Annotated in this window: 17 protein-coding genes; 6 read left to right on the forward strand and 11 right to left on the reverse strand. The window is 70.2% G+C overall.

Going from position 1 to position 24,125, the window contains the following annotated elements; translation table 11 throughout:
* Positions 1–66: 66 nt before the first annotated feature.
* The 11 genes from AMYNI_RS0103585 to AMYNI_RS0103635 all read right to left on the reverse strand — a co-directional run bounded on the left by AMYNI_RS0103585 (position 67) and on the right by AMYNI_RS0103635 (position 16,817).
* A complete protein-coding gene (locus AMYNI_RS0103585; RefSeq protein WP_020666603.1) occupies positions 67–4,632 on the reverse strand; it encodes a ThuA domain-containing protein in 4,566 nt (1,521 codons plus the stop codon).
* A 100-nt stretch (positions 4,633–4,732) separates the two neighbouring features.
* The gene (locus AMYNI_RS0103590; protein ID WP_020666604.1) at positions 4,733–5,911 is read right to left on the reverse strand and encodes a Gfo/Idh/MocA family protein; all 1,179 of its coding nucleotides are present in this window, start codon (positions 5,909–5,911) and stop codon (positions 4,733–4,735) included.
* A 50-nt stretch (positions 5,912–5,961) separates the two neighbouring features.
* Positions 5,962–7,014 carry a substrate-binding domain-containing protein gene (locus AMYNI_RS0103595; protein ID WP_020666605.1) on the reverse strand — a complete coding sequence of 351 codons (1,053 nt, stop codon included), beginning with the start codon at positions 7,012–7,014 and terminating at the stop codon, positions 5,962–5,964.
* On the reverse strand, positions 7,011–8,027 hold the full coding sequence (locus AMYNI_RS0103600; protein WP_051116449.1) for an ABC transporter permease: 1,017 nt from the start codon (positions 8,025–8,027) through the stop codon (positions 7,011–7,013). The genes AMYNI_RS0103595 and AMYNI_RS0103600 overlap by 4 nt, the downstream gene beginning before the upstream one ends.
* A 14-nt stretch (positions 8,028–8,041) precedes the next feature.
* Entirely contained in the window at positions 8,042–9,529 is a 1,488-nt protein-coding gene (locus tag AMYNI_RS0103605) for a sugar ABC transporter ATP-binding protein (protein ID WP_020666607.1), read from the reverse strand.
* Positions 9,530–9,748: 219 nt separating this feature from the next.
* On the reverse strand, positions 9,749–10,594 hold the full coding sequence (locus AMYNI_RS0103610; RefSeq protein WP_084628258.1) for a sugar phosphate isomerase/epimerase family protein: 846 nt from the start codon (positions 10,592–10,594) through the stop codon (positions 9,749–9,751).
* A 23-nt stretch (positions 10,595–10,617) separates the two neighbouring features.
* A complete protein-coding gene (locus tag AMYNI_RS43540; protein WP_084628260.1) occupies positions 10,618–12,807 on the reverse strand; it encodes a ThuA domain-containing protein in 2,190 nt (729 codons plus the stop codon).
* Between the two features lie 97 nt (positions 12,808–12,904).
* The gene (locus AMYNI_RS0103620; protein ID WP_020666610.1) at positions 12,905–14,074 is read right to left on the reverse strand and encodes a Gfo/Idh/MocA family protein; all 1,170 of its coding nucleotides are present in this window, start codon (positions 14,072–14,074) and stop codon (positions 12,905–12,907) included.
* Positions 14,071–14,907: an ABC transporter ATP-binding protein gene (locus AMYNI_RS0103625; RefSeq protein WP_020666611.1), complete on the reverse strand. Its 837-nt coding sequence runs from the start codon at positions 14,905–14,907 to the stop codon at positions 14,071–14,073. The genes AMYNI_RS0103620 and AMYNI_RS0103625 overlap by 4 nt, the downstream gene beginning before the upstream one ends.
* 5 nt (positions 14,908–14,912) lie before the next feature.
* Positions 14,913–15,932 carry an ABC transporter substrate-binding protein gene (locus AMYNI_RS0103630; protein WP_020666612.1) on the reverse strand — a complete coding sequence of 340 codons (1,020 nt, stop codon included), beginning with the start codon at positions 15,930–15,932 and terminating at the stop codon, positions 14,913–14,915.
* 27 nt (positions 15,933–15,959) lie between these two features.
* A complete protein-coding gene (locus AMYNI_RS0103635; RefSeq protein WP_020666613.1) occupies positions 15,960–16,817 on the reverse strand; it encodes an ABC transporter permease in 858 nt (285 codons plus the stop codon).
* A gap of 147 nt (positions 16,818–16,964) precedes the next feature.
* Between AMYNI_RS0103635 and AMYNI_RS0103640 the strand changes: the two genes are divergently transcribed.
* The 6 genes from AMYNI_RS0103640 to AMYNI_RS43545 all read left to right on the forward strand — a co-directional run bounded on the left by AMYNI_RS0103640 (position 16,965) and on the right by AMYNI_RS43545 (position 24,103).
* Positions 16,965–17,996 carry a LacI family DNA-binding transcriptional regulator gene (locus AMYNI_RS0103640; RefSeq protein ID WP_020666614.1) on the forward strand — a complete coding sequence of 344 codons (1,032 nt, stop codon included), beginning with the start codon at positions 16,965–16,967 and terminating at the stop codon, positions 17,994–17,996.
* 220 nt (positions 17,997–18,216) lie between these two features.
* Positions 18,217–19,365, forward strand: a complete 1,149-nt coding sequence (locus AMYNI_RS0103645) for a dihydrodipicolinate synthase family protein (protein ID WP_020666615.1) — start codon at positions 18,217–18,219, stop codon at positions 19,363–19,365.
* The gene (locus tag AMYNI_RS0103650) at positions 19,365–20,177 is read left to right on the forward strand and encodes a sugar phosphate isomerase/epimerase family protein (RefSeq protein ID WP_020666616.1); all 813 of its coding nucleotides are present in this window, start codon (positions 19,365–19,367) and stop codon (positions 20,175–20,177) included. The genes AMYNI_RS0103645 and AMYNI_RS0103650 overlap by 1 nt, the downstream gene beginning before the upstream one ends.
* A gap of 112 nt (positions 20,178–20,289) precedes the next feature.
* A complete protein-coding gene (locus tag AMYNI_RS0103660) occupies positions 20,290–21,720 on the forward strand; it encodes an amino acid permease (RefSeq protein WP_020666618.1) in 1,431 nt (476 codons plus the stop codon).
* 197 nt (positions 21,721–21,917) lie between these two features.
* Positions 21,918–22,538, forward strand: a complete 621-nt coding sequence (locus AMYNI_RS0103665) for a TetR/AcrR family transcriptional regulator (RefSeq protein ID WP_020666619.1) — start codon at positions 21,918–21,920, stop codon at positions 22,536–22,538.
* A gap of 95 nt (positions 22,539–22,633) precedes the next feature.
* The gene (locus tag AMYNI_RS43545) at positions 22,634–24,103 is read left to right on the forward strand and encodes a hypothetical protein (RefSeq protein WP_020666620.1); all 1,470 of its coding nucleotides are present in this window, start codon (positions 22,634–22,636) and stop codon (positions 24,101–24,103) included.
* The last annotated feature ends 22 nt before the right edge of the window (positions 24,104–24,125 follow it).

Here is a 24,125-nt window from a genome sequence, read left to right on the forward strand (position 1 = left end):
CTTCCTCCGGCCCTGGAGCGGCGGGTGGGCGCCCGCGCCTTACCAGAAGCGCCCACCCGCCAGGACCTATTCGGCGTTCACCGCCCGGACCAGTACCGCGGTGCCTGCGGTGCCCTCGATCGACGCGATCACCGCGTCGGCGTCCCGGGTGAGCGTGTCCCGCACACCCGCGTCGGAGACCTCCACCGCCAGCGCCCGGAACGCCCGCAGCTCCCGGACCGTCTTGACGTCCTGCCCCTTCGCGTCCGCCTTGCGCGCCTTGGCCAGCTGACCGGACAGCGCGACGTAGGAGGACAGGGACAGCCGGTTGCTCGCCCGGAACCGGTCGACCAGCTGGTCGATGTCCCGCAACGACGTGGCCGATGCGAAGGACAGCGACTGCTCGGCGTGGTTGCCCGCCTTGTCGGTCGCGGTCACGGCCAGCGTGTGCAGGCCCAGCGGCAGCTGGTGCAGCGGGACCACCGTGCCGGACGCGAGCCCGGACCCGTTCAGCGCCGCGCTCACCTCCCGCACGCCCGAGGTGGCGTCCTCGGCCCGCCAGGACACGACCAGATCGGTGGCGTCCCCGTAGACCCGGCCCTTGGCGACCCCGGCCACCATCAGCGTCGGCTTGGCACCGTCGATCCGGATGGTGGCCGCCTTGTCCGCCTCCACGTTGCCGGCGTTGTCCACCGCCCGGTAGAGCAACGTGTGGTCGCCGTCCCCGGTCACCACGACCGGTTCGGTGTAGGGCTGCCACGCACCGCCGTCGAGGTTGTACTCGATCTTCGCCACTCCGCTGCCGGTGTCCGCCGCGGCCAGCGAGACCGGGACCTGGCCGGGGTGCCAGCCGGTCGAACCCGGCTGCTCGAAGGTCGCGGTGGTGGTCGGTGCGACCACGTCCAGCGCCTTGACCTGCACGTTGCGGAACGAGACGTCGTCACCGTCGCCGTGGTTCTGCAGGCCGACGAAACCCTGAGCCAGATCGCGGTTCGGGTCGGTGCTGACGAAGTCGTTGATCAGCACCCCGTTCAGCAGCACCTTGATGTTCTGGCCCTGCACCACGATCTCGTAGGCGTTCCACTCGCCCGGCGGCTTCAGCGCGGCGTCGCGCTTGGCCAGGTCGGCCGACTGGAAGCTGTACACCGAACCGGTCGTCTTCTCCGGCGCGTCGGTGGCGTCGATCTGGATCTCGTAGCCCTGGTTCACCGCGATCCACGGATCGTCGCCGGGATCGGGGAACCCGACGAAGATGCCCGAGTTGTCGTCCCCGGCCATCTTCCAGTCCAGCTTCAGGCTGTACGCGCCCTGCTCCTGGCCGTACCAGAACAGGCCCATCCCGCCGGTGGAGCGGATCGTGCAGTCGGCCTGGTGCTCGAACTTGCCGGGACCGGCCTGCTTCCAGCCGCCCATGCTGGCCTCGGTGCCATCGAAGAGCATGGTGTAGCCCGCTTCGGGCTGCGTGGGCTGACACGCCGGCGTACCCGGGTTCGAGACCCCGGTACCGTCGAAGTGCAGGGCGTCCACATCGAACAACCCGCCGCCGGAACCGGTGAACACCAGGTACAGCGGCACCGACTCGGCCGAGGCCTTGATCGGGGTCACCGGCAGGTCCACGTAGTTGTCCGGGCTGCCGGTGTTGGCCACCTGGGTGGTCTGCAGCACCGGGCCGTCCGGCGCACCGGAACGGACCTCGATCGCCCCGCCGGGCCCGCCGGCGGAGACCCGGAAGCCGAGGCCGGTGATCCCGGTCAGGTTCGCCGGGTCGAACTTCAGCCAGTCGCCGGGCTCGATGTAGCCGACCCGTTTCCCGCCGCTGGCCCCAGCGTGGGAGACCACCTGCACGCCGTGGGATTCGGTGAAGAACTCGGCCTGCTTGTGCTTGGTGTGCAGCTTGTTCAGCGCCGAACCGGTCAGCGGCGGCGCTCCCGGCGCGCCGAGGTCGGTGTAGCTGGCGTTGATGATGCCGAAGATGTTCGCGTCCAGGCCGTGGCCCTCGTCCGCGGGTGTCTCGATGACACCTTCGCAACCGGTGGCACGGCTGAGCGGATGCCCGTGGTTGTCGTGGCCGAGGATGTACTCCACGGTCACCTTCGAGCAGTCGATCGGCCCGGCGGCACCGTCCTCGGGATCGGTCACGTTCACCTTGAACGGAACCTTGTCACCGAAGCCGAAGAACCCGCCGTTCACCGGAGTCTGCAGGGTGACCACCGGCGCGGTATTGCCCACGGTGACCACCACGCTGGCCACCCCGGTCAATCCGGTGGGATCGGTGACGGACAGCTTCGCGGTGTACTGACCCGGCTTGTCATAGGTGAAGCCGGCCTTGCCGGGTTCGGTGGAGTCAACTTCGCCGTTGCTGTCGAAGTCCCAGGCGTAGGTCAGCGTGCCGCCGTCCTCGTCGTGCGTGCCCGCCGGGTCGAAGGCGACCGAAAGCGGTGCCGGCCCGGAGGTCTTGTCCGCCTTCACCTGGACCTCCGGGGTGCGGCTGCCCTTGGTGTAGTCGATCCGGTACACCGCCGAGTCCTCGGCACCACCGAAGTACCCGCTGCCGTAGTCCAGCACGTACAGCGACCCGTCCGGGCCGAACTCGATGTTCATCGGCCTGGTCAGGTCCATCGAGTCGAAGAACGGCTTGATCTCACCGCGTTCGCCGTTCGCGCCGACGGTGATCTCCTTGATCCAGCTGCGGTCCCACTCGTAGGCGAAGTTCTTGCCGTCGAAGTACTCGGGGAACTTCGTCTTCGCCGGGTTGGCCGCGTCGAAGTGGTAGGTCGGCCCGCCCATCGGGGACTCCGCGCCGGAACCGAACTCGGGCACCGAACCGCCGTCGTAGGGGATCCAGGCCGGCTGCACTGGCGGCAGGTCGACCAGTCCGGTGTTGCGCGGGCTGGTGTTCTTCGGCGCCGCGCAGTCGTAGGCGCCGGCGGACTGCCCGGTGGCGTAGTCGTAGTCCTGGTACGGCACGTTGTCGCCGACGCAGTACGGCCAGCCGAAGTTGCCCGGCTGCTTCACCAGGTTGAACTCCACCATCCCGGCCGGGCCGCGCTTCGGGTCCGCCGAGCCGGCGTCCGGCCCGTAGTCGCCGAGGTGCACCCAGCCGGTCTTCTTGTCCACCGCGAACCGGAACGGGTTGCGGAAGCCCATCGCGTAGACCTCGGGCCGGGTCTTCTCCGTGCCCGCCGCGAACAGGTTGCCCTCCGGCACGGTGTACGAGCCGTCTTCGGCCACCTTGATCCGCAGCAGCTTGCCGCGCAGGTCGTTGGTGTTGGCCGAGCTGCGCTGCGCGTCGTACACCGGGTTGCGGTTCGCCCGCTCGTCGATCGGGTTGTAGCCGTCCGCGAACGGGTTGCTGTCGTCACCGGTGGACAGGAACAGGTTGCCCGCCGCGTCGAAGTCGATCTCGCCGCCGGCGTGGCAGCAGATGCCGCGGTCGGCGGGCACCTGGAGCACCTTCTGCTCGGAGCCGAGGTCCAGCGTGCCGTCGTCGCCGAGCACGAACCGCGAAAGCTGGTTGTATCCCTTGAAGGGCGCGAAATCCGCCTCGCTGCCGGACTCCGGCGCGTCACCGGGCGGCGTGTCCAGCGGCGGCGCGTAGTAGAGGTAGACGCGCTTGTTGTTCGCGAAGTCCGGGTCGATCGCGACGCCCTGCAGGCCGTCCTCGTCGTGGTTGTACACCGGGATCTTCGCGGCCAGCGTGGTGGTGGCCTCCGGGGTGGTCAGCCAGACTTCGCCGTCGCGCGAGGTGTGCAGCACGCGACGGTCCGGCAGCACCGCCAGTGCGATCGGCTCGCCGGTGCGCTCCTCGCCCTTGGCCAGGGTGATCTGGTCGAAGTCGCCGTCCGCGGGGTTACCGGTACCGGGGTCCGGCGGCGCGCAGTCGCCCTCGCGTTCCCCTGCCGCGTAAAGGATCCCGCCGAGCAGGTGCTGCCGGAACTCAGGTTCGGCGTAGGACTCGACGGTGTGCCCGCCGCCGGTGTACCAGGACCGCCCGCCGGAGCTGGTGTGGCACCAGGCGATCGGGTGATCGCCCATCGCGCCGCTGCCCGGCTGGTAGCTGTTCTCGTCCAGCGCCGCCAGCACGTGCACGTCCTGGCGGGGGTTTTCGCGGTAGTTGTACCACTCGTCGAAGCGGGACCACTGGTTCGGCAGGCCGGCGGTGGACGGGTGCTGGTCGTCCTCCACGTTCACCGTGGCCTGCTGGTTGTGCGGGTGCGAGTCGAAGTAGGCGCCCACCAGGTCGCCGTACCACGGCCAGTCGTACTCGGTGTCGGACGCGGCGTGCACGCCGGCATACCCGCCGCCGCCCGCGATGTAGGACTCGAACGCGGTCTGCTGCTCGGCGTTGAGCACGTCGCCGGTGGTGGAAAGCCAGACCACCGCGGAGAACCTGGCCAGGTTCTCGGTGGTGAAGGCGCCCGCGTCCTCGGTGGCCTCCACGGTGAACCCGTTGGCGGCGCCCATTTCCTGGATGGCCTTGATCCCGGCCGGGATGGAGTCGTGCCGGAAACCCGCGGTCTTGGAAAAGACCAGCACGTTCGCGACGTGCGCGGTTTCCGGTGCTTGCGCGGCCGGGACCGGCGCTGCCGACGCCGTGCCGGCGACCCCCAGCCCCGTGCACAGTGCGAGCAGAGCGACGCCGAAGCGTCTCAACCTGCTGTGGGTACGACGGGTACTACACTGTACTTTCACTGGTACCGTCTCCTAGGTCGGGTTGACGCCCTTTTGAAACAACGCCCCTTCGAACAAGGCCTTACGTACGCACCGGTGCCGTAGCGGGCACCGGTGACCAGCGTGATTCGTCTTCGGCACTGCGCTGCACGGCCCCGAGCACCCGCTGCACCTGCAACCCGGTGCCGAACCCCGGCTCCGGGTTCACTCCACTGTGGACAGCCCGCAGCAGGTCCACCACCTCGTGGGTGAAGGTGTGCTCGTAGCCGAGCAGATGTCCCGGCGGCCACCAGGCGTCCAAATAGGGATGGGTGCCCTCGGTGACCAGGATCCGCCGGAACCCCTCGGTATCCCCGGTATCCCCGGTATCCCCGCCGGACTCGTGGAACCACAGCTCGTTCATCGACTCGAAGTCGAAGCTCAGGCTGCCCCGGGAACCGTTGACCTCCAGCCGCATCGCGTTCTTGCGGCCGAAGGCGTACCTGGTCGCTTCGAAGGTGGCCACCGCGCCCGAGCCGAGCCGAGCGGTGAACACCGCGCAGTCGTCCACGGTGACGTCCTCCTCGACCCCGTGCCCGTTCGCCCGGCGCGGCACGAAGGTGGCGGTCTGCCCGGAAACGCCGGTGACCAGCTCGCCGGTGACGAACTGGGCGGCGTCCACGATGTGCGCGGCCAGGTCGCCGAGCGCCCCGGAACCGGCCTGCTCCTTGCGCAGCCGCCAGGTCATCGGCGCGGCCGGGTCGGAAAGCCAGTCCTGCAGGTACACCGTGCGGACGTGCCGCAGTTCGCCGAGCCTGCCCTCGGCCACCAGCCGCCGCGCCAGCGCGAGCGCGGGCACCCGCCGGTAGTTGAAGGCCACCATCGAGCGCACCCCGCGCTCCGCCGCCACCGCCGCGGCTTCGGCCATCTCCTCGGCCTCGGCCACCGTGTTGGCCAACGGCTTCTCGCACAACACGTGCTTCCCGGCGGCCAGCGCGGCGATCGCGATCTCCGCGTGCGTGTCGCCGGGCGTGCAGATGTCCACCAGGTCGATGTCGTCCCTGGCGATCAGCTCCCGCCAGTCGGTCTCCACCGAGTCCCAGCCGTACTTCCCGGCCGCCGCACGGGTCCTCGCCTCGTCCCGGCCGCCGATCGCGGTCATCCGCACGGTGTAGGGCAGGTCGAAGAACCGGGGCGCGGTGCGCCACGCGTGGGAGTGCACCGCACCCATGAACGCGTGGCCCACCATGCCCACCCGCATTTCCTGCTTTTCCCCCGACATGTCCCGCTCCCCCGTCCCGTCGCCGCCAGAATTTCCCGTGCCGGCTGGGCTCACGAGTCGAACCCGACGTCGAGGTAGGAGTCCACGTTCTGCTTGGTCACCACCGCGGAGTAGGTGGTGACCTCGGCCGGGATCTCGTGCTCGGCGAGGTCCCCGATGCCCTTGTTCTGCCCGAGCATCCTGGCCAGCGCGATGGCCGAGGACGCCATCGACGGGCTGTACAGCACGGTCGCCTTGACCGGGCCGGTGTCCTGCTTGATCAGGTTCATCATGTTCTTCGAACCGGCGCCGCCGACCATGAAGAAGTCGCTGCGGCCGGAGTTCTGGATCGCCGCGACCACCCCGACCCCCTGGTCGTCGTCGTGGTTCCAGAGCGCGTTCAGCCCGGACGCGGACTGCAGCAGGTTGGCCGTCTGCTGCTCACCGGACTCCGGGGTGAACTGCGCGGACACCCGCGGACCGACGCTGAAACCGTGCCGCTGCAAGGCATCCTTGAAGCCCTGGCTGCGCTCCTGGGTCAGCGGCAGCGCGTCGATCCCGGCCACCTCACCGATCACCGGGTTGGCGACCCCGCGCTTCTTCAGCTCACCGGCGATGTAGTCGGCCGCGTTCACGCCCATCCGGTAGTTGTCGCCGCCGATCCAGGTCCGGTACGCCAGCGGGGTGTCGAACACCCGGTCCACATTGACCACCGGGATGCCGGCGTCCATCGCCTGCCTGCCGACCTGGGTCAGCGCCTTGCCGTCGAAGGGCAGGATGACCAGCACCCCGACCTTGGCGTTGATCAGCGACTCCACCTGCGCGATCTGCTGGTTGACGTCGTTGGTGCCCTCGGTCGCGTTCAGCGTGACGTCCGGGAACTTGCCGGCCTGCGCGCGGGCGTTGATGGTCATCGCCGCCATCCAGCCGTGGTCCGCGGCCGGCGCGGAGAAACCGATCGTCACCGGCGGCCCCGGCTGGGTGTTGCCACCCTGGCCAGCCGACGCCGCGGCCGCGGTCGACTGCGGCGGCTCGTTGGAGGTGCACCCGGCGAGCACCGTGCCCGCCCCGAGACCGGCAGCGCCCAGCAGGAAGCCGCGGCGGGCCAGCGATGTGTCCTTCATGAAGCGCTCCCGTTGTCTTTTTTGATTTTTCCCTTGCGCCGCGCCGAAGTCGTGTGCTGCAGCAGAACAGCGCCGACGATGATCGCGCCCTTGGCGATGTTCTGGATGTCGGTGTCCAGGTTGTTCTGAGTGAAGATGCTGTTCAGCACGGTGAAGATGAGCACGCCGATCAAGGTGCCGATCAGGCTGCCGCGGCCGCCGGAGAGCAGCGTGCCGCCGATCACCACCGCGGCGATCGCGTCCAGCTCGTAGAACATGCCGTTGGTGGACGCGCCGGAGGTGGTGCGGGCGACCACCATCATCGCGGCGATGCCGCAGCACAGCCCGCCGATGCCGTAGACCAGCGCGGTGTGCCGCTTCACGTTGATCCCGGAAAGCCTTGCCGCTTCGGCGTTCCCACCGATGGCGAAGGTGCGGCGGCCGAAAGTGGTGCGGTTGAGCACCACCCAGCCGACCACGAACACCAGCACCAGCATCCAGACCAGCACCGGCACGCCGAGGAAGGCGCCGCGGAAGAAGTCGGTGAACCCGGTCTCGCCGACCACCTGGGTGCGCCGGCCGGACAGCCGCTCGGCGAGCCCGCGGGCCGAGGCCATCATGGCCAGCGTGGTGATGAACGGGACGACCTTGCCGTAGGAGATCAGCAGCCCGTTGACCAGCCCGCAGCCGAGTCCGACCAGCAGGGCGCACAGCACCATCACGAACGGCCCGTAGGACTGGGTGGCCAGCGTGGTCATCCAGACGCTGGACAGCGCGACGATGGACCCCACCGACAGGTCGATGCCGCCGGTGATGATCACGAACGTCATGCCGACGCTGACCACGCCGATCGCGGCGGCCAGCCGGAGCATGGTGGACAGGTTGTCGTTGGTGAGGAAGGTGTCCGGCCGGGTGATCTGGCCGACCACGCAGAGCAGCACCAGCACCCCGGCCAGCCCGAGCAGCCTCAGGTCCAGGTTGATCCGGCGGCGCTGCCCGCCATTCACCGTCGGCTGCACCGGCGGCCGGTTCAAGGTCTCGGTCTCGGTCACGCCGCGCTCCCCTCCATGACCATGTCCAACACATCGCCCTCCGTGAGCTCGTCCGAGGGCCGGTCGGCCAGCACCTCGCCGTCGCGCAGCACCAGCACCCGGTCGGCGAGGCCGAGCACCTCGGGCACCTCGCTGGACACCAGCACGATCGCCACCCCGCTCGCCGCCAGCTCGTGGATCAGCCGGTACAGCTCCGCCCTGGCGCCGACGTCCACGCCGCGGGTCGGCTCGTCCAGCAGCAGCACCTTGCAGCCGTGCACCAGCCAGCGGGCCACCACGGCCTTCTGCTGGTTGCCACCGGAAAGCGTGCGGATGATCCGCTGCGGGTCCGCCGGGCGCAGCTCGAGTCGTTCCACTGTGGACTGCGCGTCGCGGTACTCGCGGCCGCCGCTGGTGAAACCGCCGCGGCTGTAGGAAGGCAGGCTGGCCAGCGTCACGTTGTGCACCACGGACATGTCCAGCAGCAGGGCCTGCGCCTTGCGTTCCTCGGGCGCCAGGCCGATCCCGGCCTGCACCGCGGCCGGCACGCTGCCGGGGCGTAAGCGCTTACCGTTGACGCGGACGCTGCCCTCGTCCGCCTTGCGCGCACCGAAGACGGTCTCCAGGATCTCGCTGCGCCCGGCGCCGACCAGCCCGGCGATACCGACGATCTCACCGGCTCGCACGGAGAAGCTGACATCGCGGAACTCGCCAGCGCGGCCGAGACCGGACACGTCGAGCACCTGCTCGCCGAAGGTCACCTCGGCCTGGCTGGCGGCGCGGAAGGCGGTCTCCACCTTGCGCCCTGCCATCAGGTCGACCAGTTGCGAGCCGGGGGTCTCGCGGGCGTCCAGCCCGGCCGCCACCGTCCGGCCGTCCTTGATCACGGTGACCCGGTGCCCGATCCGGCGGATCTCCGCCATCCGGTGCGAGATGTAGACCACCGCCACCCCGTCCGCGGTCAGCTCGCCGACGATCCGGAAGAGGTTGTCCACCTCGTCGCCGGCCAGCGCCGCGGTGGGCTCGTCCATCACGATCAGCCGCGCGTCGTGCGCCAGCGCCCGCGCCATCGACACCAGCTGCTGGCCCGCCGCGGAGAGCTTGCCGACCTCGGTGTCCGCGGAGATCTCCGGATGACCGAGCCTGGCCAGCAGTTCCGCGGCGGCGGCCCTGGCCACCGCCGGACGGGTGAAGCCGAACCTGGCGCGCTCGTGACCGAGGAACACGTTCTCCGCCACCGACAGCGCCGGAATCAGGTCCAGCTCCTGGTACATGGTGGCGACGCCGAGCCGCAGTGCGGCGACCGGCGAGCCGAGCGTGGCTGGCTCCCCGCGCCAGCGGATCTCGCCGCCGTCCGGCTGATGCGCGCCGGCGAGGGTCTTGATCAGCGTGGACTTGCCGGCACCGTTCTGGCCGAGCAGGCAGTGCACCTCGCCGGGCAGCACCTCGAGGTCCACGCCGTCCAGCGCGCGCACGCCGGGGAACAGCTTGACGATCCCGCGCATCGACAGGAGTACCTCAGGCTGGGCTGGAGTGCTCGATCCGTGCAGACTTAGGTCCACTTGGGCCTCACTTCATCGTGTCGCATGCAAAAGTAAGGTGACCGACACCACCCGTCAAGGTGCATCCGGCGGACAAAATCCGCGGCTACTCCATTCAGCCCACCGACGCAGCGAAGGCCACCTTGCCTGCGTCCAACGCAGCGAAGGTGGCCTTCACTGCGTTCAGAAGCGGAGGTTGCGGAGGTAGTGGTGGCTGCGGGACGCGGACAGGAGTGGGTCGGCGGGCTGGTCGTGTTCGACCACGTACTCGCGGATGCCGGACTGCTCGTGCAGGCGGAAGATGCGCCGGAAGTCGATCGTCCCGTAGCCGACGTCCTCAAAGGACCCGTCGACGGCGCGGTCCTTGACGTGGAAGACCGGGAACCGGCCGGGGTACTCGGCGAAGTAGCGCACCGGGTCCTGCCCGCCATCCACCGCCCAGTACAGGTCAAGCTCGAAGTTGACGAACCGGGGATCGGTCTCGCGGACCAGGATGTCGTACAGCGGCAGCCCGTCCACGATCTTGAAGTCGAAACCGTGGTTGTGGTAGAGGAACCGCAGCCCTTCCCGGCGCGCGGCCGCTCCGGCCGCGCTGAACTCGCCCGCCACCTGCCGGTACCCCGCCGGGTTCTGCAACGAGGACGGCAGCGAGGGCACCACCACGTACCGGACGCCCAGCACCCGCGCGTTCGCCAGCTCGCGCTGCCAGTCGCCGCGGATGGCGTCCAGGCTCAGGTGGGTCAGCACGGCCCGCAGCCCGGCCCGGTCCAGCATCGCCCGGAACGCCTGCGGCGTATGCCCGTAGAGCCCGCTCACCCCGACCGTGGCGTACCCGATGGCGCCCAGCGCGTCCAGCGTGCCCTGCGGGTCGGCCGCCATCAGGTTCCGGACCGTGTACAGCTGGATGCCGAGATGCCCGGGCGGCACCGCGTGCAACCCCTCCGCCCCCGCACTCGGCACGCCCAGCGCCGTAACTCCGGCGACCCCGGCCGCCAGCCGCAGAAACCCCCGCCTAGAAGCGTTTTCCATCACGAACTCCTTCCGTCGGGGGATCAGCGGCCGTTGGGCAGGTAGTCGATCCGGTAGATCCCGGCGCCCTCGTTGGAACCGCCGCGCCCGACGCCGACCCCCTCGCCGAAGTCGATGACGTACAGCGAACCGTCCGGGCCGAACTGCGCCTCGAACGGCTGGATCCAGCTCATCTCACCGAACATGCCGTTGATCGAGAGCAGGTCGCCATGGCGCACCGGCGGGAACCGCGGATCGGTGAAGCTCTGGTCCCGCTGCTGCACCGACATCGCCTTGAACCACTTGCGGGTCAGCTCGTAGTTCAGCCACTTGCCCTCGTAGTACTGCGGGAACTTGGTCACCAGCGGGTTGGCCGGGTCGTAGTCGTAGACCGGCCCGCCCATCGGGCCGCCGCCCCCGGTGCCCAGCTCGGGGAACTCCGGGGAAGCCGAGTACCCGTACCACATCCACGCCGGCGACGCCGGTGGCAGCTCGCGCAGTCCGGTGTTGTTCGGCGAGTCGTTCACCGGCTTCCCGCAGTCGAAGTCGCCGCGGGACTGACCGGTGGCGAAGTCGAAATCACCGAACGGCGTGTTGTTGCCGGTGCAGTACGGCCAGCCCTGGTTGCTCGGGCCGGTGATCCGGTCGTACTCGACGGTGCCCGCGGGCCCGCGCCCCGGCACCGCCTGCTTCGCGTCCGGGCCGTACTCGCCGACCAGCAGCGCGTCGCTGAGCGGGTCCACGGTGATCCGGAACGGGTTGCGCACGCCCATCACGTAGATCTCCGGACGGGTCTTCTCGGTACCTGGCGCGAACAGGTTGCCGGCCGGCACGGTGTAGCCGCCGTCGTCCTGCGGGGTGATCCGCAGGATCTTGCCGCGCAGGTCGTTGGTGTTGCCCGCGGTGCCCTGCGCGTCCCAGGCCCGGCGCCCGTCGCGTTCGTCGACCGGGGCGAAACCCTCCGAGCCGAACGGGTCGGTGTTGTCCCCGGTCGCCACGAACAGGTTGCCGTGCCGGTCGAAGGCGAGCGAGCCGCCCATGTGCACGTTGGCCCTGCCCTCGCCCCGCCAGGTGGGGATCTCCAGCATCCGCTTCTCGCTGGCCAGGTCCACGGTGTCGCCGGTGACGGTGAACCGCGAGACGTTGACCTGTTTCTTCTCCTTGTCCGAGTACAGCAGGTAGAGCCAGTTGTTCCGGGCGAAGTCCGGGTCCAGGCTCAGCCCGAGCAGGCCGTCCGACTGGCTGGTCATCTCCAGCGAGTACTGGAAGTCCAGCGCGGTGGCCACCCGCAGGGTGGACTGGTCGATGATCTTCAGCGCGCCGGTGCGCTGGATGTAGAACACCCGGCGGTCCGGTGCCACGGCCAGTTCGAACGGGTCGGCCAGGTCCTTGTCGACCAGCGGCACCCGCTGGAAGCTCCCGTTCTGGGTGGCCGAGCAGTCGCCTTCGGCCGCGCCGGCGGCCCACTCGATCCCGCCGAGCAGGTGGCCGAGGAACCCGGCGTCGGAGAACTTCTCCTTGGCGTGCCCGCCCGCGGTGAACCAGGAGCGGCCGCCGTCGTAGTTCTGGCACCAGGACCACGGATGGTCCACGCCCTCGTCCAGCCCGGTGACCCCGTCCCGCACCTTGATCTGGGCCAGGGTGTGCACCTTGCCGGTCGGGTTGACCTTCCAGTTGTACCACTCCTCGGTCTGCTCCCACAGCTCCGGAAGGTCCTTTGTGGACGGATGCGCCCGGTCCAGCACCTTGACCCTGCCGACCTGCGGCACCGGGTGCTGGTCGAAGATGGCGCCGACCAGTCCCTCGTACCACTGCCAGTCGCGCTCGCTCGCCGAAGCCGCGTGCAGCCCGGTGAACCCGCCGCCGGCCCGGATGTAGCGCTGGAACGCGGCCCGCTGACCGGCGTCGAGCAGGTCGCCGGACTCGGGGGTGGAGTTGGTGTTGTTGAAGATCACCGCGGCGAACTTCGCCAGGTTCGCGTCGGTGAAGGCGCGCGCGTCGTCGGTGGCCTTGACTGCGAACCCGTGCTCGGCACCGAGCTTCTTGATCGCCTTGATGCCGGCCGGGATGGAGTCGTGCTCGAAGTTGGTCACCTTGGAGAACACCAGCACGCTGAACCGCGGCGCCGCGTGCGCCGGCAGCACCGAGCCCGCAATCGCCAGCAGCAGCACACCGAGCAGGATCGCCGTTCTCGCACGGGAACGCGTTCTGGAACGAGCATGGGGACCGGACATGACGACCTCTCCGTTGAGATGCGAAATGTTTCCTGAACCTGCCGTGTTGAAGGCGCTTACTCGTTAGTCGTGTTTGAGACGCCGGGAAAAGCGGGGATCAGAGGACGAGGCCGGGCACCTCGATCCGGCGCCCCTCGCGCCAGGCCCGCAGGCCGAGTTCGGCCAGCTGTACGCCCCTGGCGCCGGCCAGGAAGTCCCACGGGAACTCGGCACCGGACACCACGTGCTTGAGGAACAGCTCCCACTGCACCTTGAAGCCGTTGTCGAACTCGGCGTTGTCCGGGACCTCCTGCCACTGCTCCCGGAACGACTCGGTGCCGGGCAGGTCCGGGTTCCACACCGGCTTCGGCGTGGTCGCGCGATGCTGCACCCGGCAGCGGCGCAGCCCGGCCACCGCGCTGCCGGAAGTACCGTCCACCTGGAACTCCACCAGCTCGTCCCGGAACACCCTGGTGGTCCAGGACGAGTTGATCTGCGCGATGATCCCGCCGTCCAGCTCGAAGATGCCGTAGGCCGCGTCGTCCGCGGTGCAGGCATAAGGCCGGCCCCGCTCGTCCACCCGCTCCGGGACGTGCGTCGCGGCAAGGCACTGCACCGAGCGCACCGGCGCGAACGTCTCCTCCAGCACGTACCGCCAGTGGCAGAACATGTCCGAAACGATCCCGCCGCCGTCCTCGGTGCGGTAGTTCCACGACGGCCGCTGCGCCTCCTGCCAGTCCCCCTCGAACACCCAGTACCCGAACTCCCCGCGCACCGACAGGATGCGGCCGAAGAAGCCGCCGTCCACCAGCCGTTTCAGCTTCCGCAGCCCGGGCAGGAACAGCTTGTCCTGCACCACCCCCGCCTTGACCCCCGCCGCACGCGCCAGCCTGGCCAGCTCCAGCGCGCCCTCGGTGTCCTCCGCGATCGGCTTCTCGGTGTAGACGTGCAGCCCCGCTTGGATCGCCCGGCGCACCGCGTCCGGGCGCGCACCGGTCACCTGCGCGTCGAAGTAGATCTCCGCCCCCGGTGCGGCCAGCGCCTCGCCGAGATCGGTGGTCCACCGGTCAAGGCCGTGCTTCTTGGCCAGCGCGGCGAGCTTGCCCGCGTCCCGGCCGACCAGCACCGGTTCCGGCCAGACCACCGTGCCGTCGGCGAGCCGCAGCCCGCCCTCCTCGCGGATGGCCAGTATCGAGCGCAGCAGGTGCTGGCGATACCCCATCCGCCCGGTGACCCCGTTCATCACGATCCCGATGGACCGCTCCGAACCGGCGGGAGCGCCGTTCATGAATCCTCCATCCCGTTCGAGGCGGCACCGAGATGCGCCCGGATGTGCCTGGTCGCCCGCGCGAACTCGGGCTCCGACATGGTCTTGCCGTAGTCGCGCTCCACCGGCAGGTCCACTTCGACCACCCCGGCCACGGTGCCCGGCCGCGCGGTCATCATCACCACCCGGTCGGCGAGGTACACCGCCTCCGCGATGGAGTGCGTGACCAGCAGCACGGTCGTGCCGGTTTCGCGCCAGATCCGCCGCAGCTCCACGTTCATCTGCTCCCTGGTCAGCGCGTCGAGCGCGCCGAAGGGCTCGTCCATCAGCAGCACCGGCGGCCGGTGCAGCAGCGCCCGGCACAACGCGACCCGCTGCTGCATCCCGCCGGAAAGCTCGTGCGGATAGGCGTCCTCGAACCCGGTGAGCCCGGTCATCGCGATCAGCTCGTCCGCCCTGGCCGCCGCCGCGTCGGCGGGCATCCGGCGCATCTCCGCCTGCAGCAGGATGTTCTTGCGCGCCGAGCGCCACTCCAGCAGCGCGGCGCGCTGGAACACGTAGCCGACGTCCCGCCGCGGCCCGGTGACCGGCTCGCCGAGCAGCCGGACATTCCCGCCGGAGGGCATCAGCAGCCCGGAAGCCAGCTTCAGCAGGGTCGACTTGCCGCAGCCGGACGGGCCGACGATCGCCACGAACTCCCCTGGCGCGACGCGCAGCGAAACGTCCGACAGCGCCGAAACGTCCTTCTTGCGCGTGCGGAAGCGGACCGCCACGTCGTCCATCTCGACCGCGTGCCCCTGGATTGCTTCGGGCTCGCGCTGTCCCGCGCGCTGCACGGTGCTGTTCCCCGGCATCCGGCTCATCCCTTCGACGCGAAGCTCGCGTCCCAGTAGGCACTGGGCTCCTGGACCTTCTGGATCACCCCGGCGGCGGCGAACACGTCGATCGTGCGCTGCCAGTCCGCCTCCGCGTTCACGCCCGGCGCCTTCCCCTCGGTGGCCGGGGTGTGCAGCAGCTCCAGCGTCTTGCCGAACTGCTCGGTGAGCACCGCCGACGACGGCAGCTGCTCGGACGCGCCCTTCATCGCCTCGACCGCGCCCGGCCGGTCCCCGCCCGCCGCCGTCCAGGACTCCGCCGACGCGGCTACCATGCGCTGCACCAGGTCCTTCTTCTCGGCCAGGTTGCGCTCGGCGGTCAGCAGCCCGTTGCTGAAGAAGTTCAGGCCGTGGTCGGCGAAACGCAGGTAGGAAACCTGCTTGCCGGCCTTCTCCTGCATGGTCGGCCCCTGGTCGGTGGCGTAGCCGAGCAGCCCGTCGGTCTGCCCGGACAGCACCGCGGCCATCTTGCCCGCGGCGTCGGTGTTCTGCAGGGTCACGTCCGTCTCGCCGAGCCCGGCCGAGGAGAGGAACGCCGGGAAGGTCTTGCTCAGCGCGTCGCCCGCGGTGCTGGCGATCTTCTTGCCCTTGAGGTCGGCCGGGGAAGCGATGGCCTTGTCCGAGAAGAACTGCACCGAGGACGGGGTGGTCTGCAGGAACACCCCGACGCTCTTGATCTTCAGCCCCTGCCCCACCCCGGCCAGCAGCGCCGGCGTGTCCGCCCAGCCGAAGTCGGTCTGCCCGGCCGCGGTGGCCTGCACGGTCTTCTGCGAACCCTGGCCGGACTGCACGGTCAGGTCGATCCCGTGTTTGGCGTAGATCCCCTTCGCCTTGCCGTAGTAGAACGGCGCGTGCTCACCGTAGGGGTACCAGTTCAGGGTCAGCGTCACCTTGTCCAGCTGCTTGCCGTCCGCGCCGGTGGTCGTGGCCTGGTCCGAGCCACCGCAACCGGTGGCGAAGACCAGCAGGGCGGCGAAACCGGCCGCCAGTGCCCCGAGTTTCATGGAACGTCTCCCTACAGCATCGAAGTACTACAGCGTTGTAGTCACGGAATCCGTACGGCGGCTGGCGTGCCAGGGCAGGACGAGGTGCTCGGCCCACTCCACGAGCACGAACAGCAGCACGCCGAGCAGCGACATGATCAGCAGGCCGGCGAACAGCACCGGGGTGTCGAGGTTGCCGTTGGCCTGCAGGATCACGTAACCGAGCCCCTGGTCGGCGCCGACGAACTCGCCGACGACCGCGCCGGTGACCGCCATCGTGGCGGCCACCTTGAGCCCGGCGAACAGATGCGGCAGCGACGCCGGGAAGCGGATCTTCCAGAACGTCTGGCCCGGCTTGGCGCCCATGGTGGCGGAGAGCTCCAGCATCTCCGGGTCGATCGCCTTCAGCCCGGTCACCATCGAGATGACCACCGGGAAGAACGCCATCAGCACCGCGACCACGATCTTCGGCCCGAGGCCGAAACCCAGCCACACCACGAACAGCGGCGCGATCGCGATCTTCGGGATCACCTGTGCGAACAGCAGCAGCGGGTAGAGCGTCTTCTCCACGGTGGCCGAGCTGACCATCACCACCGCCGCGAAGACGCCGATGGCCGCGGCGATCGCGAACCCGAGCAGGGTCTCGTAGGCGGTGGTCCAGGTATTCTCCCAGAAGTACTCCGGCTTCGCGGTGATCGCCCCGAGCGTGTCCCCCGGCGAGGGCACCAGGTACGGTTCGATCAGCCCGGCCGCGGTTACCCCCCACCAGGCCACCAGCAGGACCAGCAGCAGGGCGAACGGCCGCCAGGCGCGTTCGGCGAACCCCGCCAGCCGCGCGCCGGCGCTCGGCCCGCGGCGCTCGGTCACCCCGCTCGCCCGTGCCCCGGCCTCGTTCTGCAGGACCATGACCCTCTCCGTTCTCACGCCGGATCGGCCGACCACTCGAACGTGCGGTTCCGAGTGTCTGAATGCGCTTTCTGAATGCGCTTTCAGGTAGAGTAGGCACGGCTGGACATTCCGGTCAAGAAGCGGCGACCTCGCGGAGGAGACACCATGAACGGCCGGCCACATGTGACACTGGAGGATGTGGCCCGCTCGGCCAAAGTGTCACTGGCGACCGCGTCCAGGGTGCTCAACGGCACCACGAACGTCCGCTCGGACCTGCGGGAGCGGGTGGTGTCCGCGGCCGCGGACCTGGCCTACACGCCGAACGCGCACGCGCAGGCACTGGCCGGCGCGTCCCACCGCACGGTCGGTGTGATCTGCCACGACGTCAGCGACCCGTACTTCGCCGCGATCGCCCGCGGGGTGATGCGGGTGGCCGGGGACAACGGGCTGCTGGTGATGCTGGCCAGCACCTTCCGCGATCCGCAGAAGGAGATCGCCTACGTCTCGATGCTGCGCGCCCAGCGGGCTTCGGCGATCCTGCTGATCGGCTCCGGGTTCGAGAACCGCACCTGGGAACGCGCGATGGCCGCCGAACTGGACCCGTACCGCCGCGGCGGCGGACAGGTCGCGGTGGTCAGCAGGCATCGCAGCCTCAAGGTGGACACCGTGCAGCCGGAGAACCGCGAAGGCGCGGCCGAGTTGGCGCTGGCCCTGCTGGAAATGGGGCACCGCCGGTTCGCGGTGCTCTGCGGGCCGCGCGCGCTGACCACGGTGATCGACCGGCTCGGCGGCTTCCGCGACGCGCTCGCCGACGCCGGGGTCGAACTGTCCGAAGAGGACATTGTCGAAGCACCGTTCACCAGGGACGGCGGCTACGACGCGATGAAGCAGCTGCTCGCCGCCGGCAGCAAGGCGACCTGCGTCTTCGCCGTCACCGACGTGATGGCGATCGGCGCGCTCACCGCGCTGCGGGAGGCGGGCGTGTCCGTGCCGGACGAGCTGTCGCTCGCCGGTTTCGACGACATCCCGGTGGTACGGGACATGAGCCCGCCGCTGACCACAGTGGCCCTCCCGCTGGAAGAACTCGGCGAACAAGCGATGAAACTCGCCGTGGAACGCGGCCCCGGTACCCGAAGCCGGATCAAACGCCTCTCCGGCGAAGTAGTCCTGCGCGCCAGCACCTCCCCTCCCCGCTGACCCCGGCTGACGTGTTTGCCCGCCACGTCGCCGTGTTTGCCCCCTGCATCGCCGAGTTGGCCGATCACGTCAGCGATGTATCGCCGCGGAGGGCCAACTCGGTGACGGGAACGGCCGACACGGCGACGTAGACGGCAAACACGGACTCGGGACTCTTGTCCGCGGTGCGGGGTTGGCTTACCGTTAGAGAAAGCGCTTTCTTAGCTACGGAGGACGGCAGATGACCGCGCTGACACTCCCCGCCCGCGACGGCTCGCTCGAGCGCTGGTCGCCGTCGGGTCCCCGGCCGCCCTTGCCATCCGCGAAACCGCCCGCGTCGCGCATCGCCTACGCGGCCGCGCACGTGGTCGCCGACCCGCTGGCCGAGACCGGCGACTCGGCCGCTGTCGACTGGGAGGCCACCCTCGCCTTCCGGCACCACCTCTGGTCCTGCGGCCTCGGCGTGGCGGAGGCGATGGACACCGCACAGCGCGGGATGGGCCTCGACTGGACGGCCACCCGCGAGCTGATCCGCCGCACCGGAGCCGAAGCCCGCGCCTCGGGCGGGCGCTGGGTGGCCGGGGTCGGCACCGACCAGCTCACTGGTCCGTCCACAGTGGACGATGTCGTGGCTGCCTGGCTGGCACAGCTGGAGCTGGTCACCGCCGCCGGTGCGGTGCCGGTGCTGATGGCCAGCAGGGCGCTGGCCGCCGTCGCCACCGGACCGGCCGACTACCGCGGCGCCTACGGAAAGCTGCTGGCCGCCGCGGACGGCCCGGTGCTGCTGCACTGGCTCGGCGAGCAGTTCGACCCCGCGCTGGCCGGCTACTGGGGACATCACGACGTGCGGGCGGCCGCGCGCGAGCTGGCCGAGTTGTGCGCCGAGCACTCCGCGGTGGTCGGCGGGGTCAAGGTGTCCGTGCTGGACGCCCGCGTGGAGACCTGGTTCCGGCGCGCGCTGCCGGACGGCGTCGCCTGCTACACCGGCGACGACTTCCACTACCCGGAGCTGATCGCCGGGGACGAGCGCGGGCACAGCGAGGCGCTGCTGGGCATCTTCGACCCGATCGCCTCGGTGGCGGGCGCGGCACTGGGCAGGCTGGACGCGGGTGACACCGCCGGCTTCCGCGCGCTGCTCGACCCGACCGTGCCGCTGGCCGAGGAGATCTTCCGCGCACCCACCCGGTTCTACAAGGTCGGCGTGGTGTTGCTGGCCTACCTGACCGGGCACCAGCGGCATTTCCGGATGGTCGCCGGGCTGGAGTCGGCGCGTTCGATCACGCATCTGGCGCAGGTGCTGCGGCTGGCCGACGCGGCCGGGGTGCTGGCGGACCCGGAGCTCGCGGTGGCCAGGATGCGGCCGCTGCTGGCCGCGGCGGGGGTGCCCTGATGGACCGGCTGAGCCTGAACCAGATCACCACCAGGAGCTGGTCGCTGCCCGAGGCGGTGCGCGGCTGCGCCGAGTCGGGGGTCGGCTGGATCGGGCTGTGGCGGGACAAGGTGGCCGAGGTCGGCGTGGCCGAGGCGGCCAGGCTGGTGGCCGACCACGGGCTGCGGGTCTCTTCGCTCTGCCGAGGCGGGTTCTTCACCGGGGTGAACCCGGACGGCTCCCCTGTGGACGGACTCGGCGAGACGAGAAGGGCGATCGAAGAGGCCGCGCAGCTCGGTGCCGAGGTGCTGGTGCTCGTGGTCGGCGGGATCGCCGGCGGCGACCTGGCAGGGTCGCGGCAGCGGGTCGCGGACGCGGTCGCCGAGCTGGTGCCGATGGCGCTGGACCACGGCGTGCGGCTCGGCCTGGAGCCGCTGCACCCGATCCAGTGCGCCGAACGATCCGTACTGTCCACTTTGGATCAGGCGATGGCGATGGCCGACCCGTTCCCGGCCAGCGCGGTCGGGGTGGTGGTGGACGAGTTCCACGTCTGGTGGGACCCGAAGCTGGAGTCGTCCATCGCGGCCGCGGCCGGCCGGATCGCCGGATTCCACGTCTGCGATCAGCAGGTGCCGCTGACCGACCCGCTGCTCGGCCGCGCGCTGCCCGGTGCCGGGCCGATCGAGCACCGGCGGCTCCGCGCCTGCGTGGAAGCGGCCGGCTACCACGGTCCGATCGAGGTCGAGGTGTTCAATGCCGAGCTCTGGCGCCGCCCCGGCGCCGAAGTGCTCGCCGAGGTGATCTCCGCCTACGCCCGGCACGTCGCCGCCTGAGCTTCCGGGTAGCCAGGATCACACGCGCGGCGGATCGGTGTGCTCGCGCCGGTTGCGGGCGGATACCGTTGCCGCGGTCACGGTCGTGCGGGAGCGGAAGGAACCACCGAGCATGCGCGAGACTCCCCCGGCACGCCCCGGCCTGAAGGCGGCCGTGCTGCGCCGCAAACCGGTGGCAGACCTGGTCGCCGAGGGGGGCCAGGGTGCCGGCGGCACGCTGCGCCGTTCGCTCGGGCTCACCCAGCTCACGTCGCTGAGCATCGGCGCGACGCTGGGCAGCGGCATCTTCGTCGTACTCGGCGAGGCGGTGCCGGTGGCCGGCCCGGCGGTGGTGCTTTCCTTCGTGCTCGCCGGCGTCACCGCGTTGTTCTCCGCGCTGTCCTACGCGGAACTGGCAGGGATGATCCCGCTGTCCGGTTCCTCCTATTCCTATACCTACGCCACCCTCGGCGAGCTGGTCGCCTGGATCTGCGGCTGGTGCCTGGTTCTGGAATACGGCGTCTCGGTCGCCTCGGTCGCGGTCGGCTGGGGCCAGTACGTCAACGAGCTGCTGCGGATCGTCTTCGGGGTGGCCATCCCGGACGCGCTGAGCCAGCCGCCAGGCGAAGGCGGCGTGGTGAACCTGCCGGCGATCGCGGTGGTGCTGCTGGCGATGTTCCTGCTGCTGGCCGGCGCGCGGGAAAGCGCGCGGGCGAACACGATCATGGTGGTGATCAAGATCGCCACCCTGGTGCTGTTCTGCGCGGTGGCGTTCACCGCGGTGCGGGCCGGGAACTTCAGCCCGTTCCTGCCGCTGGGCATGGCCGGGCTGAGCGCCGGCGCGGCCAAGCTCTTCTTCTCCTACATCGGCTTCGACGCCGCGTCCACCGCTGGCGAGGAGGCGCGGAACCCGCAGCGGGACCTGCCGCGGGCGATCCTGCTGTCACTGGCCATCGTCACGGTGCTGTACTGCCTGGTCGCCCTGTCCGCGGTGGGCGCACTGCCGTGGCAGCGGTTCGACGGCGAGCAGGCCGCGCTCTCCCTGGTGCTGAGCACCGTGCTGGACAACGAGGTGTGGGCCGCGCTGCTCGCGGTCGGCGCGATCGTGGCGATCTCCAGCGTGGTGCTCACCGTGCTCTACGGGCAGACCAGGATCCTGTTCGCGATGTCCCGCGACGGGCTGGTGCCGCGCTCACTGTCCAAAGTAGACCCCAAGTCCGGTACGCCGAAGGTGAACACCGTGGTGGTCTCCGCGTTCGTCGGGGTGCTCGCCGCGTTCGTCCCGCTCGGCAGGCTGGCCGACGCCACCAGCATCGGCACCCTGTTCGCGTTCGGCCTTGTCAACATCGCGGTGCTGCTGCTGCGCCGGCGGCGGCCCGAGCTGGCCCGCACCTTCCGGGTGCCGCTCGCGCCGGTCACCCCGCTGCTCGGGGTGGCCTGCTGCGGCTACCTGATGCTCAGCCTGGACGTGGCCACCTGGATCGTGTTCGGCGGCTGGATGCTCACCGGACTGGTGCTCTACTTCGGTTACGGCATCAAGCGTTCCAGACTGGCCGGTCGGTGAATTCGCTACACGGAACACCCGAAAGTCCCCATTCCAGTAGACCATTCGGCGTTACCCGCCGGTACAAGGGAATACCCGTCGAATAGTCCACCAGTTTGGCGGTACCACCGGTCCACGCGTACCGATCCGGGCGACATATTCGACGACTTCTCCCCCACCGGCCCACCCGGCCAGGCCGGTCGTGCCAAACTGCACGAATGAGCACGGATTCCGCGCCCAAGTGGCGGCGGCTCGAGCCGGACGAGCGCAAGGAGCAGATCTTCGACTGCGCCGCGCGGCTGTTCGGCGAACGTCCCTACACCGATGTGTCCACATCGGACATCGCAGCCGAGGCCGGAGTGGCCAGGGGCTTGATCAACCATTACTTCGGCACCAAACGCGAGCTCTACCTCGCGGTCATCCGGCGCGCGCTGACGGTCCCGCACTTCGCCGTGGAGATCCTGCCGGACGGCACCCTGGAGGCCAGGGCGAACGCGGCGGTGGACTGGTTCCTGGACATGGTGACCAGCCAGGAGAAGATGTGGCTTGCCGCGATCGCGCCGGAGGGCATCGGCCGGGACCTCGAGGTGGAGCGCATCCTGGAGGAGGCCGACCGCGAGTCCGCCGACCGGGTGCTCGAAGCGGTCGGGCTGTCCAGGGCGAGCCTGCGCGGCAACGAGCTGAACGCACTGGTCCGCGCCTACGGCGGGATGGTCAAGGCGGCCGGCCGGGAGTGGCTGGTGCGCGGCGCGCTGAACCGCCAGCAGGTGCACAGCCTGCTCAGCCGAACCCTGGTCACCCTCGTCGGCGACGTCTTCCCCGACATCCAACGCAACTGAACGCCCCTCGAGGCCACCATGCGGGCGTCCAACGCCCCCATGGTGGCCTCGAGGGCACCTTGTTGGCAAGGCGCCAGTTAACGTAGGGTCGCGCGATGGACCCGAGAACCCCGGTACTCGTCGGCGCCGGTCAGTACACGTCGCGTGCGCCGAGCAGCACGCCGCTGGAGCTGATGCGCCTGGCGGCCGAGGCGGCGATCGCGGACACCGGCGCGGCGGACCTGGCGACCAGGCCGGGCCGGGCGGTGAACGTGGCGGTGGTGGACAGCTTCTCCTGGGGCACCAGCGATCCCGGCAGCATGCTGGCCACCGAGCTCGGCATCTCCCCCGCTGAAACGGTCTACACCAGGACCGGCGGCACCGGCCCGGTCGAACTGCTCGCCGACGCCGCCGAACGCATCCGGCTCGGCACCGACGTGGTGCTGATCGCCGGTGGCGAAGCCGTCCGCTCGCTGTCCAAGGGCAGCTACTCCGGCGGCCCGAAGCAGCCGGCCGGCACCGCGCCCACCCGACTGCTCGGCGTCGACCGGGACGCCGCGCACCCGGCGGAGACCGCCGCGAAACTGGTGCTGCCGCTGGCCTTCTACCCGCTGCTCGAGAACGCGATCCGGGCCGACGCCGGCCGCGACCTGCCCGCACAGGTGGCCGCGATCGGGCGGCTGTGGGGCCGGTTCGCCGAGGTGGCGAAGACGAACCCGCACGCGTGGGTGACCGATCCGCCCGGGCCGGACGCGATCACCGAAACCGGTCCCGGCAACCGGATGGCGGCGCTGCCCTACCGGAAGCTGATGACCGCCAACATCTTCGTCGACCAGGCCGCCGCGCTGGTGCTGTGCTCCGCGGAGGCCGCGACCGCGGCCGGGATCCCCCGCGACCGGTGGGTCTTCCCGCACGCCTCGGCCGCCGCGCAGGACCACTGGTTCGTCTCGCAGCGCCCGCACCTGCACCGCTCCCCCGCGATCGCCGCCACCGGCCGCGCCGCGCTGGGGCACGCCGGCGTCGGCATCGACGACTTCGCGCACCTCGACCTGTACTCCTGCTTCCCGTCCGCGGTACAGGTCGCGGCCACCGAATTCGGCATAGACCTGACGGATTCGCGACCACCGACGGTGACCGGAGGGCTCACCTTCGCCGGTGGCCCCGGCAGCAACTACGTCACGCACTCGATCGCCGCGCTCGTGCACCGGCTGCGGGCCGAACCGTCCGCGCCCGCACTGGCCACCGCGGTCGGCTGGTACCTGACCAAGCACGCCGCCGTGGTGCTCTCGGCCTACCCGCCCGCCACCGCCTACGCGCACCACGAGGTGTCCGCCGAAGTCGCCGCGCTGCCGTCGCGCGAGATCGCGGTGGATCCGAGCGGTGACGCGACCATCGAGACCTACACCGTGGTGCACGACCGCGCGGGCGAACCGGAACGGGGCATCGTGCTGTGCGCGCTGCCCGGCGGCGCCCGCGCGGTGGCCGCCAGCGAACGGGCCGCCGAGCTCGACGGGCTGCTCGAAGGCGACCCGCTCGGCGCCAAGGTGCAGCTCACCGGCGTTAGCTCCTTCGAGTTTCCGGTATGAGAAGGTTGCCGGGACAAATCGG

The organism is Amycolatopsis nigrescens CSC17Ta-90, assembly GCF_000384315.1.
Taxonomy (GTDB): domain Bacteria; phylum Actinomycetota; class Actinomycetes; order Mycobacteriales; family Pseudonocardiaceae; genus Amycolatopsis; species Amycolatopsis nigrescens.

Excerpts from the sequence above, each read along its gene's own strand:
- AMYNI_RS0103590 (WP_020666604.1), bottom strand. The coding sequence starts at position 5,911 with ATGTCGGGGGAAAAGCAGGAAATGCGGGTGGGCATGGTGGGCCACGCG.
- AMYNI_RS0103595 (WP_020666605.1), bottom strand. The coding sequence starts at position 7,014 with ATGAAGGACACATCGCTGGCCCGCCGCGGCTTCCTGCTGGGCGCTGCC.
- AMYNI_RS0103605 (WP_020666607.1), bottom strand. The coding sequence starts at position 9,529 with ATGCGCGGGATCGTCAAGCTGTTCCCCGGCGTGCGCGCGCTGGACGGC.
- AMYNI_RS0103610 (WP_084628258.1), bottom strand. The coding sequence starts at position 10,594 with ATGGAAAACGCTTCTAGGCGGGGGTTTCTGCGGCTGGCGGCCGGGGTC.
- AMYNI_RS43540 (WP_084628260.1), bottom strand. The coding sequence starts at position 12,807 with ATGTCCGGTCCCCATGCTCGTTCCAGAACGCGTTCCCGTGCGAGAACG.
- AMYNI_RS0103620 (WP_020666610.1), bottom strand. The coding sequence starts at position 14,074 with ATGAACGGCGCTCCCGCCGGTTCGGAGCGGTCCATCGGGATCGTGATG.
- AMYNI_RS0103625 (WP_020666611.1), bottom strand. The coding sequence starts at position 14,907 with ATGCCGGGGAACAGCACCGTGCAGCGCGCGGGACAGCGCGAGCCCGAA.
- AMYNI_RS0103630 (WP_020666612.1), bottom strand. The coding sequence starts at position 15,932 with ATGAAACTCGGGGCACTGGCGGCCGGTTTCGCCGCCCTGCTGGTCTTC.
- AMYNI_RS0103635 (WP_020666613.1), bottom strand. The coding sequence starts at position 16,817 with ATGGTCCTGCAGAACGAGGCCGGGGCACGGGCGAGCGGGGTGACCGAG.
- AMYNI_RS0103640 (WP_020666614.1), top strand. The coding sequence starts at position 16,965 with ATGAACGGCCGGCCACATGTGACACTGGAGGATGTGGCCCGCTCGGCC.
- AMYNI_RS0103645 (WP_020666615.1), top strand. The coding sequence starts at position 18,217 with ATGACCGCGCTGACACTCCCCGCCCGCGACGGCTCGCTCGAGCGCTGG.
- AMYNI_RS0103650 (WP_020666616.1), top strand. The coding sequence starts at position 19,365 with ATGGACCGGCTGAGCCTGAACCAGATCACCACCAGGAGCTGGTCGCTG.
- AMYNI_RS0103660 (WP_020666618.1), top strand. The coding sequence starts at position 20,290 with ATGCGCGAGACTCCCCCGGCACGCCCCGGCCTGAAGGCGGCCGTGCTG.
- AMYNI_RS0103665 (WP_020666619.1), top strand. The coding sequence starts at position 21,918 with ATGAGCACGGATTCCGCGCCCAAGTGGCGGCGGCTCGAGCCGGACGAG.
- AMYNI_RS43545 (WP_020666620.1), top strand. The coding sequence starts at position 22,634 with ATGGACCCGAGAACCCCGGTACTCGTCGGCGCCGGTCAGTACACGTCG.